Raw genomic sequence first — 12,640 nt, forward strand, 5'->3', positions numbered from 1 at the left:
CCGGAAGACCAGCCCTCTACGACAACGCTATCCCAAACGAATACAACCACAACCTAGGAATCCGCAAAGGCTGGCCCGGCACCTAACCCCGACACGCCCGCAGACACACTTTTTGCTCCTTAGCCCGCAAAAGGCTCGTTCTCTGTATTTTCCTGCCTTGGGGCGGCGGGAAAGTACCTGAGAACGAGCCTTTTTTGCTGTGTTTATGCGTTAGGACGCTTGCCGCGGTTAGCGGACTTCTTACGGCGATCCTTGCGCTTACGACCACGCTTGCTCATCGCGTACTCCTTCGTTGAGGGTAAATGAACTTAGTCAACTCTAGCGGCAAGGAATGCCAGACAAGAAATTGGGGGTACTTCCTAGACGGTGACGCGTGCGCGGCCACGTCCGCGGTTGCCGCGACGCTTGAGTGCGCGACGCTCTTCCTCAGACATGCCGCCCCATACGCCGGAATCTTGGCCGGACTCGAGGGCCCACTTGAGACAGGCGGAGGCAACCGGGCAACGGTTGCAAACGAGCTTAGCTTTAGCGATCTGGGTGAGTGCAGGGCCGGAATTGCCGACGGGGAAGAAGAGCTCTGGGTCCTCATCGCGGCAAATAGCTTCGTGGCGCCAATCCATGATTGAAATCTCCTAACAAATTTTAGACAGCAGGGAACATCAGTGCCCCTTACTTCTGGCGAAGAAAGTTGCAACAAATGTCGTGGGGTGTGAGGCAAACTGGTCTGCTTGCAGTGGGGCCCAGGCTCGAAGCTGAGCCGCGTCGCCGCCGCCATGGTTTACTCTGCATTAACCCGAAAGGGCTTTCAGGTTAAGAACCGGTTAAACAGTTCGTTGTTTTTGCTACTTGAAAATAATGACATGTTTAAGTAATTCCCGCTAGGGGTAGACGTCAAAATGTGTCAAAGCTCACGGAGCCGATGGCTACTTAGGGCTGCCTAATAAGCGCTGCAGACCTGAACGCGAGCTGGGAGAAACGTTCTGAGCTGCGCAATGTTGCGCGGATGAGTGAGTTTAATGAGCGCAATCCCGTCAAATCTGTCGATCGACACGGTGCCCCCACCGCAGGTGTACCGCGGATCGCCCTCATGGGCACCAGTAGACTGTCCCGCGTGAATAGTCCCGCGAATGATCCCGTGAACAGTCCCGAGAAGAATGCTGAGCGTGCGCCGCAGCCCATCGTCATCGCCACGGCAATCTCCGTTGTCCAATCCTTGGCCGTCATCGCCTTTGGAATCTTCCTTATTGTTCGAGAGCTGATGGGGAAAGAAAACCCGTCGATGATCTCTGAATCATCAGCAGGAGGATTCGTCGGAGTCGGAACCGCGCTGTTTATCTTCGTCGTATTCGGCTTTGTCATTGCCGGTTCTTGGGCTCTGCTCAAAGGCAAGCGCTGGGGCCGCGGCGCAATCGTCCTAGTGGAGTTCATTCTTGCCGCTAGCTCCTTCCAGATGCTCAGCGGCGGTGCGGTGGTTCTAGGCGCAGTAGTTCTGGTCAGCGCCGTGGCAGTGCTCGGGCTGCTGCTTTTCGTCCCTGCCTCGGCGCAGTGGTCGGCGCGCAACTTTTAGAGCTGGGGGAGAGACCCAACTTAAACCGGGGAGGTGCTCTAACGCGCAGAGAGGGCTACCGCCACGTCTCCGCGCTGCTCGATGATGCTCTCTCCGGCCAAAGAGAGATAGACAGCGCCGCGGTAGTCCCCGCGGTCCACGGGGATGGTATAGCGGGTACTGCCGTTGGATGCATCCACCACGGCGATGCCTTCTGGAACCGGGACGAGGAGCTCTGGACCCGCTGCCACTGGAGTGCCGATGGCCTCGCCGAGGACGCGGTCTACGTGCAGATCGGAGGGGGTAAACAGATACAGACGTTCCCCATCGAACCAAGACATGTTGTGCGGGAGATCTGCGGTAGCCGGGGCGAAGGGGATAGAGGCGCCATCGTCAAGCGGGGCGGGCTGCGCTGCAGAGCGCGAGATTTCGTTGCCAGAGCGATCGTAGGCCACAATCTCTGGGCTCGGGCCGGGGATGAACACCGCCGCCGCCTTTTGGCCCACCGCCACAAGCTTTGCGCCGGAGTTATCTACTTCTATATTCGCCTCTACCTCGGGCTTGCGGGAGTCCTCGGGCGTGGTCTCTTGCAGGCGTAGCCAGGTAGAGTCTGGATCCGCAGGGCATGTTTCAGTCACGGCGAGTAATTCAGTACGCGTGAGCGCAGAAGTGATCGTGCAATCTGCATGTTCTTGCATATCGGATTCCTGTGGCGCCTCGACATCGCCATACTCCACGGAGCGAACAAGATCAGAGCGCCACAGCTCGGCGCGTTCGCTAGAAACCGTGCCGACTCGGTCATTCGAGGATAAGGACACCACGTCCGGAGAGTTGATGGCGCTGCGAGTGTCTGCATACTCGCCCGTGGCCGCAGAAATTGCTACCACGTCGCCACAACCCGCGCTCGTGCGATAGGTGGCTACGACCTTGTCCCAGGCGGTGGAAAGGGAACACAGGGTAACGTCGGTGCGCTCATAGGACCACGCGGTACGCCCATCCGCCGTGGTGGCGGTGATGGTAGAGCCTTCATGAGTAATGAGCAGGCCAGCCGCAGTCACAGCGCGGAAGTTTCCCGGGGTGAGTTGGTTGCTCAGGCGGAAGTCCTCACCGAGGCCGGCTGGCGCTTGGGAGAGCTCGCTTTCGGCAGGGGTACCAGGCGCGGCCTGCTGCGTGAGGTGGCTGTGGCGGATACTAGCGGTAGAAAAGGCTCCAACGACTGCCACGGCGCACACAATCACGATAATGAAGGCGGCCTTCCAGTCCCGGGGTGAGTCGCGGAGAATGGGGGCCGGGCTCATCGGCGCCGACTGTGGGAGCGGCGCTCCCGGGTGCTATTGCGGTGAGGAGAATTCTTCTGTGACAGGAAGCTGGCACCAATGACCTTGGTGGCCGGGCCGACGGTCTCTTCCACGTCTTCTGGAATATCCAGAGCCTCGGCGAGCTCGGGCGAAGTGCTAAACCACTTCGGGGGCTCCGGTTGCTCGAGTCCTAATTCATCATTGATGATCTGCCACTTCGGTAGCTCGTCATATCCAACCAATGTGATGGCGGTGCCGGTGTGGCCCGCGCGGCCGGTGCGCCCGATGCGGTGGACAAAGGTCATGGGGTCATCCGGAACTTGGTAGTTGATGACGTGGGTGACATCGTCCACATCGATGCCGCGGGCGGCGACATCGGTGGCAACGAGAATCTCCACCGTCCCATTGCGGAAGCTGTCGAGAGACTTTTCGCGCGCGGCCTGTCCCAGATCGCCATGAACCGCCGCCACCTTGAAGCCGCGCTGGGCGAGCTCTTCAGCCACGGTGGCTGCGGAGCGCTTCGTGCGGGTGAAAATGATGGTGCGTCCGCGTCCGCGCGCCTGGAGGGCGTGGGCGAGGACGGATAGCTTGTCCATACGGTGGGCAAGGAAAGTGACCTTGCGCGTGGAGGCATGAGTCTGCGATTCCTCGCCGGCCTCTGCGCGAATGCGAAGGGGCTTATTCATGAACGTGCGCGACAGTGTGAGAATGGGTCCAGGCATGGTGGCGGAGAAGAGCATGGTCTGGTGCTTGTTCCCGTGCAGTGCCTTGAGGATCTTCTGGATGTCTGGCAAGAAGCCGAGATCGAGCATCTCATCTGCCTCATCGAGGACGAGAATTGCCACGTGATCGAGGACGAGGTGGCCTTGTTGCGAGAGGTCGAGGAGGCGACCGGGCGTGCCGATGATGATATCTACGCCCGTCTCGAGCTGCTTGATTTGCCCCTCATAGGGATGGCCGCCGCACAATGTGGCTAGGCGTAGCGGGAGCTGGGAGGCGGCAACCTTGAGGTCTTCACCGACCTGGACGGCCAGCTCACGGGTCGGCGCAATAATGAGGGCCCGCGGGGTGCCGTCGAGCTCCTCGATGGCGGCATCATCAAAGACGCGGTCTAAGACGGGAACGCCAAAGCCGTAGGTCTTGCCCATGCCCGTGCGTGCTTGCCCAATGAGATCATGGCCGGCGAGCGCAATCGGCAGAGTGAGCTCTTGGATGGCAAAGGTATGAGTAATGCCCCGCGCGGCAAGTGCATCGCAGATTTCGGCGGCGACACCGAGGGCCGCAAAGGTCGGGGACTGGGAATTTGAGGCGGACACACCTCGATAGTAGCGGGGATCGTTATAGTAGAGCCATTAGGAAGCAATCACACAAGGAGATTTAACACCCCCATGGATATTAAGTTCGGATTCGCCGATACCGCCCGCGAACTAGTCATCAGCGTCGATGGCCAGCAGGATGAGCTTTCGCAGCAGATTAATTCCGCGCTGGCAGATAACTCGGCACTGGAGCTCGTGGACGAAAAAGGACGTAAGTACATCATCCGCACCGACCGCGTGGTTTATGTAGAGATCGGCGCCACTAAGCCGCACGCCGTGGGCTTTATGGGGGCATAAAAGCAATTCCACCTCTGGCCACCTCATTGGGTAACCTAATGCCCCATGGAGACTTCGGGCAGCAACCATAGGCGCCAGCACCGCAAACCAGCTCCACCGAACGCGGTGGAGCGTTTCGCACAGGAATATGGTTGGTGGCGTGTCGTGGCGATCCCGATCATGGTCATCATCACTGTGTGGGTGATCGTTGACATTGCCCGCGGTGGCTCGGCCACGGAATCTCGCTCGACTGCAACGTCGGTCGCCTCATCGGTTGCGCCGTCGGGTGCGGAGCACGTAGGTCCTGATCCCGCGGCTGTCGACGCCGCTCGCTTATCCATCGATGAACTACCGCCAGGCGGCCCCTTTACTGAGGCGGGAGACGGTACTTTCCGCGAGGTCGGCAGCCCAGGGGCCCACTTCGGGCAGGGCGGAAAGAAGCTGGTGCGTTATGCGCTGGAGGTGGAAAACGGCATTGATACCTCGACACTCGGTGGCGATGCTGCATTCGCCTCACTGGTTGACGCCACCTTGGGAGACCCTCGAGGCTGGACCGCCACGGGGGACTATGAGTTCATTCATGTCGCTGCCGCGGACAACCCAGATACCACCATCCGGCTGACCTCCGTTGCCACCACAGCCGAGCTCTGCGGCGCGCAGCTGCAGACCGAGACCTCTTGCCACACCACCATCACCGGAGACTCCACGGTTAACCTCAACGAGTCACGGTGGGTGCGCGGCTCAGCCACCTTTGAGGGCGATGTGGGAAACTACCGCCAGTACCTCATCAACCACGAGTTCGGGCACGCCATCGGCTATGCCTCACACCAGGCCTGCGGCGGACAGGGCAAATTGGCCCCCATCATGATGCAACAGACCCTGAGTCTTAATAACGCGGAGCTCTACGAGAAAGACTCCAAAGAGATCTACCCTAATGAGGACACCACCTGCGAACCTAACCCGTGGCCTTATCCCACCGCCGCCAGCCAGGATCCGCACAACCCCGAATAGGAGCTAAGTAGCCGCCATGCCCATTCCTCCAGAACATGTTCTCAGTGCTTTTCCCTCCGGTAGTTCCGCACGGACGTCGGCAGGCACCCAGCTCGGTTCGGCTTGGGATAACGGCATCCGCGTCGGTGATACGGTTTATGCCCAAGCCAGCGAATGGGCATCGTGGTCAGCCAAGGTGCGCGAGAAACTGGAGGTCGCCGGGGCCCGTATAGCCAGGCCAGTGCTTTCCAGCGACGGTCGTTATACCGCCGCAGGGTGGAAGGCCACGTCTTTCATCGAAGGCAGCCTGCAGGGACGCATCGATGAGACGGCTCAACTAGCGCTGCGTTTGGAAGATGCACTATCCACCACACCGCTGCCCGGATTTGGCAAGCGAGATGACGTATTCGCCCGCGCCGAGCGTGCGGCCTGGGATGAGCAGGGGGAGGCCCTGCGCGTGTTGGATCATCCGCACGTGGTCATTGGGCACGCCGACCTGTTGGGAACCACCGTGTACTCCGGCAGCAACCCTCCGGCCGTCCTCGACATCGTTCCCACGGATTCGCCTCGCCCAGCCGGTTGGAGCGCGGCTATCGTGATCGTCGACGGACTCATTGCTGGCGCCGTTGATGAGGGGATCTGTCGGCGTTTTAGCCACGTGCCAGACATGGACCAGCTCCTGCTGCGGGCGGCGTCCTATCGCCGCCACGTCAACGATATTCACCCCCACTCTCAAGCGATCACTCGTTCGCACATAGAGGCGGTAGAGGAGATGCTCGTGTCCGCAGCGACGGGGACACTATCGCGGTGAATTATAACCCCCATGCCGCCACCCGCGCCGGCGTGATCCTTCCGCCCTCGCCACAGGTGCGTCTCGTGGCTCGGCCCGCCACGCACCACGCACGGCAGTGGGACTTCGATCTCCCCGCGCAAGGTACGTGGCGGGTGCGTGGCGGAGCTGGCACCGGCGTATCGAGCCTGCTCATCGACACCGTCATCGCGCAGATCGAGGCGGGGGCGGATCCTTCCGGCATCCTCGTCGTAGCCGCATCCAAAGAATCGGGATCACTGCTGCGCCGCGAGTTGAGTGAGCGCCTGCACGATTACAGCGCGCAAGCCTCCATGGTGCGCTCCGTGCACTCTCTGGCCTTCGCGCTGCTGCGCCAAGCCAGCCCGGAGACTATCCGGCTTATCACCGGCGCGGAGCAAGATGCGGTCATTCGCGAGCTTCTGCAAGGCCACGTCGTGGATGGGCGCGGTTTATGGCCCTCCGAGATTCGCCCCGCCCTAGGCTACGTCGGCTTTGCCAGGCAGTTGCGAGATTTTCTCCTGCGGGCCATCGAACGCGGGCTGGCACCAGCTGATCTGGAGGGGCTGGGGTATGAGTATGCGCAGCCCATGTGGACCGCGGCGGGCGATTTCCTGCGGGAGTATGAGCGCACGCAGGCTCTGGCTGGTGCCAACTCCTATTCTGCGGCCGAGCTGCTCAACCAGGTGCTCCTGCGCCCGCAGCTGACCCGGAGCCATCCCTGGCACACCATCATCGTCGATGATGCGCAGCTGCTGGATCCTACCGCAGGTAGGCTCATCGAAGCTCTCGTTCCGGACGCGCGCCTCGTCGTTGTCGCGGGCGATCCGGATCAGGCGGTCTTTGCTTTTCGCGGCGCTAGTTCGCAGTTCCTGCAGGATTTCCGCGCCGAACACGAGCTGAATCTCACCCGCGCCTGGCGCACCCCGAGCCCGGCATGCGTGAGCATCGTGGATTCACGCGGCACCTTGCGCGATGTCGTGGCTGACACGGTGCGGCGCCGGCACCTGGAGGATGGCATCGCCTGGCACGAGATTGCTGTCATCGTGCGTTCCACCGGCGAACTTGCCGCAGTCAGGCGCAGCCTGTTGGCCAGTGGAGTGCCTGTTCACATCAGCCCCACCGACGTCGTGCTCTCCCAACAACGCCTGGTCAAGGCCATCCTCCTGGCCCTGCGCAGCCTGGAGGAGGAACTGAGCAATACCGAGCTGGAGGAGCTCATCACCGGTCCAGTCGGCGGCGCGGATCCCGTGACCCTGCGCCGACTCATTCGCGGTTTGCGGCGCTGGCGGCCCCAGGAGCGCGGAATCACCACCCTGCGCGAGGTTTTGCGCGGGCCTTTGCCGGACTTCAAAAACCTGCTTACCGAGCGTGAGCTGGCGATCCTCGGCCGCGTCCGGGGGGTTCTCGGCGCCGGGTTGGAGGCCATTGAGGCCGGCGCCAGCGTCGAGGAGATCCTGTGGGCGGTGTGGCAGGCCACGGGGCTGGATACGCGCCTGCAGGCCTCAGCCCTGCGGGGTGGGGCTACCGGCTCCCAGGCGGACCGTGACTTGGACGCCATCATGGCGCTTTTCGACGGCGCCGGAGACTTCGCCGAGCGCCGCCCGGGCGCCGAAATAGCATCCTTTGTCAGGCATATCAACGAGCAAGAACTTCCCACCGGCGTGCGCGATCGGCGCAGCGCCATACCGGAAGCGGTGGAAATACTCACCGCGCACGGCGCGGTCGGGCGCGAATGGGACACCGTGGTGGTCGCTGCCCCCCAAGAAGGCGCCTGGCCCTCGCTGGGGGAGACCGGATCGATCTTCGGCCAAGAGGATCTGATCGATCTGCTCGATTCCGGCATCATCCCCGGAACCCCTGTCAGCCACGGCGCTGTCCGCTTGGCCGAGGAGCGTCGCCTCTTTCACGTAGCCACCACGCGCCACCGCCGGCGGCTGCTTATCGCCGCGGTCGATTCCCCGGAGGGCGATGAGGTGGAAGAGCCCTCGCGCTTTATTGCGGAGTTTGCAGAAGCCGGCGTGGACGTTCCTGGCCAACAGGCGCGCCGGGCAGCCGCGCGTAAGCTGCGCCGCACGAGGCTATCGCGGGAGTTGGGACTGGACGTTGCTGAACCGGCCCCCATCGCCGCGCGCGAGGGCCTTGAGGTTGATCCTTTGTCGGTATCGGTGCTTTCCGTTCCCGCCTTTGTAGCGCAGTTGCGGCGCGTGGTGTGCAATCCACAGGCAGGGGAGAGTGAGAAGGCCCAGGCCGCGCGACAGTTGGCGCGCATGGCGCAGGCAGGAATACCGGGTGCGCACCCCCAGCAATGGGCCAATGCGCGCGCGGTGGCCTCGAACGTGGCGCTCAAGGACAAGGATTCGCTTTCGCCTTCGCGTGTAGAGGCGTTGGTGAACTGCCCTCTCAACGCCATGCTCGCTGGTGTCGCCGAGTCTGCGGATAATCCCATCCATCTAGTGCGCGGAACTTTGGCGCATGCCTTTTTTGAGGCCTTGGGGCGCGGCGTCGACAAGCGCGAGGCCTTCGAGCTCACGTTGGATGCTTACCTGTCTGTCGTGGAGTGCCCGCCATGGCAAAGGGCGTCCGAGGAAGAGGCCTTTGCCACCCTGCTGGACCGCATCGCAGTCTGGGCCAACGAGACTGCCGGTGTCCTAGAAACCCGTGGGGTCGAGGTACCCGTGTCTGTGCGCATCGGGGAGGAAGCGTCGATCCATGGCTACATTGACCGCCTGGTACAAGCCGGGGAAGACTTTGTGGTGGTGGATCTGAAAACGGGAAAGACTCCGCCGAGCCAGGCACAGGCACAGGACAACCTGCAGCTCAAGACCTACCAACTCGCGCTGGCCCATGGAAAATGGGAGGAAGGCGCCATTGTCACAGGGCCCGGCCTGCCACGTGGCGGCGGCATACTGGTCTATCCAGGAGCACACACCGTCAAAGTTCCCACTCGCGAGCAGGCGGCGGTGCCCCCCGAAGAGTTGGAGGAGTTTGCACAACAGCTACCACCGTTGCTCGCCCAGATGCGGGGGCCGCTCCTTCGCGCACGCGAGAATCCCACCTGCGAGCGCTGCCGCCTGCGTACTATCTGCCCGGTCCAAAAGGAAGGAAGGCTTGCCACCGATGCCCACGACTAAGTCGGAAGACCTCCGGCAAGAATCGCGCTTCGACGCGGTGACCCTGGCAGGGGCCTTGGGCAAGAAGTTTCCGCCCACCGCCGAGCAAGCCCACGTCATCGAAAGCCCGCTGGGACCCAAGCTCGTCGTCGCCGGCGCGGGTGCGGGCAAGACGGAAACCATGGCCGCGCGAGTGGTCTACCTGGTTGCTAACGGGCTCGTGCGCCCAGAACAGGTCTTGGGATTGACCTTTACCCGCAAGGCGGCCCAGCAGCTGGAAAAACGCATTCGCACCCAATTGATGGCGCTGCGCGGATCGGGCCTCATCGTTCCGGGTTCAGACGTGGCGGAGGCATTGAGCAATATCGCCCCGGCTGTGTCCACCTATGATTCCTACGCTGGGGACTTGGTGCGTGAGTACGGGCTCTTGCTACCGGTGGAACCGAGTGCCCGGATCATCACCGAGGCCGAGCGCTTTGCCATCGCCCACGAGGTAGTGCGCAACTATGGCGGCAGGCTGTCTGCGGGCCAGTCTTTGTCCACGGTGACCCAAACGCTGCTGCGTTTGAGCGAGTCCATGGATAGCGAATTGGTCGATCCCGCAGCTCTGCGCGCGCACGCGGAGGTGTTCCAGTTAACCGCCGAGGATCTGGAGAAAACGAGCAAGAAAGGGCCGGAGTTTAGCAAGCAAGTCCAGAAGTATCTCGATACCCAAAAGCTGCGGCTGGAATATCTCCCGCTCGTTGAGGCTTTGCATGAAGAGCAGGCCGCGCGTGCTGTCATAACTTTTGGTGAGCAGATGTCCATCGCGGCCCGCCTGGCACGGACGCACCCACAGGTGGGGCAGCAGCAGAGCCAGCGCTACCGAGTCATCATGCTTGATGAGTACCAAGACACCTCCTATGCCCAGCGAATCCTGCTGCGCAGCCTTTTTGGCGGCGAGAGGCAGGGGCTGGCCGTTACCGCGGTGGGAGATCCCATGCAAGCCATCTATGGCTGGCGCGGGGCCACAGCGGAGAACCTGGCCGCCTTCGTCGAGGACTTTCCGCAGGCTGGGGGAGCGCCAGCGGGCAAGGATCAGCTCACCACCTCCTGGCGCAATCCGGTCCGGGTGCTGGCGCTGGCTAACGACGTCGCCACCTCAGTATTCGCCGGCGCGCCGCGGCCCGTGGACGAGCTCGAGGCCCGCGCCGGTGCCGCGCCGGGCGAGGTGAGCCTGGGTTATTTCGCCACGGGTGCGCAAGAACGCGAGTTTATTGCCCAGCACCTCCATAAGCTCTGGGAAAAGAGACCTGAGGAATCCGGTTTTAGCGCGGCAGTGTTGGTGCGTACGAACCGTCAGTCCGCATTGATTTCGCAGGCCCTCGATGAGGTTGGCGTGCCCAATGAGATTGTCGGGGTGGGCGGCCTCCTCTGGCAGCCGGAGGTCCAAGATCTCGTGGCCCTAGCAACGATGCTGGTGCGCCCCCAAGACAGCGAGGCGGCGTTGCGAGTGCTCAGCGGGCCTTTGTGTGGCCTGGGCGTGGCTGATATCCAGGCGCTGCATTCCCGCCAGCGCAATCTCATGGGCGCGGGGGATGCCCGCGTGCGCTGGGAGGAAGGCAGCGATGCTTTGGCCCATTTATCGGCGCAGCTAGAGCAGGCGGTGGCGGAGGGCCCGGACCAAGTCCTGGGGCTTGCCGACGCCCTCGCTGACTTAGGCGAGCGCGAGCGCTACACCCCGCAGGGGCTGGCGCGCATGGAAGAAGTAGGAGCTAAGCTGCGGCACCTGCGTACCTATGCCTTGTCTAAGCCACTCAGCGATCTTTTCGCCGACATCGAGGATCTCTTTTGCCTGCGCACCGAGGTCCTTACCCGCGGCGGCGCAGGCGCTACCACCCAGCTTGATAAGTTTGCAGAGGTGGTAGCCAGTTTCCACGGTGATTCTCTCTATGCTTTCCTCGATTTTGTCGAGCTTGCCCGCGAGCGTGAAAATGGCCTGGACTCCGGCGAGGTTCCCACCCGCGGGGACCGCGTGCAGATCATGACCGTGCACAAGGCCAAAGGCTTGGAGTGGGAGCATGTCTGCGTCGTCCACGCGGACTCCAGCAGCTATGGCGCTAAGGCAGAGACCTTCCTCACCAACGTCCATAAGGTCCCCGGGGATGAGGATGTCATTGAGGTCGACCCGGATGCCACGAAGCGCTCCGCCTTTGGCAAGGCCTGCGAGGAGTATAAGGCGCAGGTGCGCGAGCACGAGGCAGAGGAGGCCGCGCGCCTGTTCTATGTGGCGCTCACGCGCTCCGAAGCCACTCTCACCATCACGGGTTCCGGAACTAACCTCAAGACAGGGGCCAGCAAGCAGGGGCCCTACGCGTATTTGGCGCTCCTGCGGGCAAAGCACCCAGATCTCGTTGTCCACTGGGATGTGCCGGAAGACCCCGAAGCCCTCGAGGCAGCGCCGCCACAGGAGGCAGACTTCCCGGCGCTGCACCCTGCACCGGAGGCGCTTGCCGGGGCCGAAGCAGTCTTGGCCGCCATGGAAGAACTTCCGGATTTAAGCGCGGGGGAAACCTACGAGCTCTGGGAGCAAGAAGCCGGTGCCTTGATCGAGGAGTATTCCTTGCTGCAAGCCCCGGTTGTCGAGGTAGAGATGCCTAGCGAGCTCACGGCCTCTGACATGGTGGCGTTGAGCACGGATCCCGTCCAATTCGCGCGCCGACAACGCCGACCCATTCCCTTCAAGCCCAATTCCTATGCCAAGCGCGGCACGGCTTTCCATGCCTGGTTGGAGGATTACTTCGCCATGCCCGCCTTGCTCGGCGAGGATGAGCTTCCCGGCGCAGAGGAGACGGAGCCTGTCGACGTCGAGAAGCTGCGCCAGGACTTCCTCGAATCGGAATGGGCCGACCGTGTGCCGGCGTTCGTGGAGGCGCCCTTCGAAATCACTATCGGTTCCAGCGTGGTGCGCGGAAGGATGGATGCGGTATTCTCACAGCCTGATGGCTCGTGGTTCATCGTGGATTGGAAGACGGGGCGCCCTCCTGCGGGCTCGGCCTTGCGCTCGGCGGAGGTGCAATTAGCGGTCTACGCCGAGGCGTGGCGGCGCATCCGTCGTGCAGACAATGTTCGTGCCGCGTTCTACTATGTGCGGGAGGGATACCTCTTCGAACCCCGTGATTTGCCGCGGGGCGATAAGCTTGCTGAGCTTTTGGAATCGGCGGTGACTCCGCCACAGGTTTAAGGTATAGGACAGTTCTCAGAAGAGAGTTTAAGTCCACTACAAGGTTTGATAGAGCGGAGAGATCACTGTT

At 62.2% G+C, this 12,640-nt stretch carries 10 protein-coding genes; 6 read left to right on the plus strand and 4 right to left on the minus strand.

What is annotated here, in order from left to right; genetic code table 11:
* Positions 1-203: 203 nt before the first annotated feature.
* Both F4V60_RS12950 and F4V60_RS03450 read right to left on the minus strand, forming a co-directional pair.
* A complete protein-coding gene (locus F4V60_RS12950) occupies positions 204-278 on the minus strand; it encodes a 50S ribosomal protein bL37 (protein WP_100227335.1) in 75 nt (24 codons plus the stop codon).
* Positions 279-359: 81 nt separating this feature from the next.
* The gene (locus tag F4V60_RS03450; protein WP_075729348.1) at positions 360-620 is read right to left on the minus strand and encodes a WhiB family transcriptional regulator; all 261 of its coding nucleotides are present in this window, start codon (positions 618-620) and stop codon (positions 360-362) included.
* 383 nt (positions 621-1,003) lie between these two features.
* Here F4V60_RS03450 and F4V60_RS03455 point away from each other — a divergent pair, with 383 nt between their 5' ends.
* Positions 1,004-1,567, plus strand: a complete 564-nt coding sequence (locus F4V60_RS03455) for a hypothetical protein (RefSeq protein WP_232315968.1) — start codon at positions 1,004-1,006, stop codon at positions 1,565-1,567.
* 38 nt (positions 1,568-1,605) lie between these two features.
* Here the strand turns inward: F4V60_RS03455 and F4V60_RS03460 are convergent, their stop codons facing one another.
* Both F4V60_RS03460 and F4V60_RS03465 read right to left on the minus strand, forming a co-directional pair.
* Positions 1,606-2,844 carry an Rv3212 family protein gene (locus F4V60_RS03460; RefSeq protein WP_075729349.1) on the minus strand — a complete coding sequence of 413 codons (1,239 nt, stop codon included), beginning with the start codon at positions 2,842-2,844 and terminating at the stop codon, positions 1,606-1,608.
* Complete coding sequence (locus F4V60_RS03465) at positions 2,841-4,160, minus strand: DEAD/DEAH box helicase (RefSeq protein ID WP_075729350.1); 1,320 nt, start codon at positions 4,158-4,160, stop codon at positions 2,841-2,843. The genes F4V60_RS03460 and F4V60_RS03465 overlap by 4 nt, the downstream gene beginning before the upstream one ends.
* 72 nt (positions 4,161-4,232) lie before the next feature.
* Here F4V60_RS03465 and F4V60_RS03470 point away from each other — a divergent pair, with 72 nt between their 5' ends.
* Genes F4V60_RS03470 through F4V60_RS03490 form a run of 5 tightly spaced genes read left to right on the plus strand, consistent with a single transcriptional unit; the run spans position 4,233 to position 12,570 of the window.
* Positions 4,233-4,457: a DUF3107 domain-containing protein gene (locus tag F4V60_RS03470; protein ID WP_075729351.1), complete on the plus strand. Its 225-nt coding sequence runs from the start codon at positions 4,233-4,235 to the stop codon at positions 4,455-4,457.
* A 45-nt stretch (positions 4,458-4,502) separates the two neighbouring features.
* Positions 4,503-5,447, plus strand: a complete 945-nt coding sequence (locus tag F4V60_RS03475) for a DUF3152 domain-containing protein (RefSeq protein WP_075729352.1) — start codon at positions 4,503-4,505, stop codon at positions 5,445-5,447.
* 16 nt (positions 5,448-5,463) lie between these two features.
* A complete protein-coding gene (locus F4V60_RS03480) occupies positions 5,464-6,237 on the plus strand; it encodes a hypothetical protein (RefSeq protein ID WP_075729353.1) in 774 nt (257 codons plus the stop codon).
* Positions 6,234-9,368, plus strand: a complete 3,135-nt coding sequence (locus F4V60_RS03485) for an ATP-dependent DNA helicase (RefSeq protein ID WP_232315969.1) — start codon at positions 6,234-6,236, stop codon at positions 9,366-9,368. The genes F4V60_RS03480 and F4V60_RS03485 overlap by 4 nt, the downstream gene beginning before the upstream one ends.
* Entirely contained in the window at positions 9,355-12,570 is a 3,216-nt protein-coding gene (locus F4V60_RS03490; RefSeq protein WP_075729354.1) for an ATP-dependent helicase, read from the plus strand. Before F4V60_RS03485 ends, F4V60_RS03490 begins: the two co-directional genes overlap by 14 nt.
* Positions 12,571-12,640 lie beyond the last annotated feature (70 nt).

This window comes from Corynebacterium flavescens (genome assembly GCF_008693105.1).
Taxonomy (GTDB): Bacteria; Actinomycetota; Actinomycetes; order Mycobacteriales; family Mycobacteriaceae; genus Corynebacterium; species Corynebacterium flavescens.

What these genes read in the sequence shown, in the direction of transcription:
- F4V60_RS03450 (WP_075729348.1), bottom strand. Translation starts at nt 620, where the DNA reads ATGGATTGGCGCCACGAAGCTATTTGCCGCGATGAGGACCCAGAGCTC.
- F4V60_RS03455 (WP_232315968.1), top strand. Translation starts at nt 1,004, where the DNA reads ATGAGTGAGTTTAATGAGCGCAATCCCGTCAAATCTGTCGATCGACAC.
- F4V60_RS03460 (WP_075729349.1), bottom strand. Translation starts at nt 2,844, where the DNA reads ATGAGCCCGGCCCCCATTCTCCGCGACTCACCCCGGGACTGGAAGGCC.
- F4V60_RS03470 (WP_075729351.1), top strand. Translation starts at nt 4,233, where the DNA reads ATGGATATTAAGTTCGGATTCGCCGATACCGCCCGCGAACTAGTCATC.
- F4V60_RS03475 (WP_075729352.1), top strand. Translation starts at nt 4,503, where the DNA reads ATGGAGACTTCGGGCAGCAACCATAGGCGCCAGCACCGCAAACCAGCT.
- F4V60_RS03480 (WP_075729353.1), top strand. Translation starts at nt 5,464, where the DNA reads ATGCCCATTCCTCCAGAACATGTTCTCAGTGCTTTTCCCTCCGGTAGT.
- F4V60_RS03490 (WP_075729354.1), top strand. Translation starts at nt 9,355, where the DNA reads ATGCCCACGACTAAGTCGGAAGACCTCCGGCAAGAATCGCGCTTCGAC.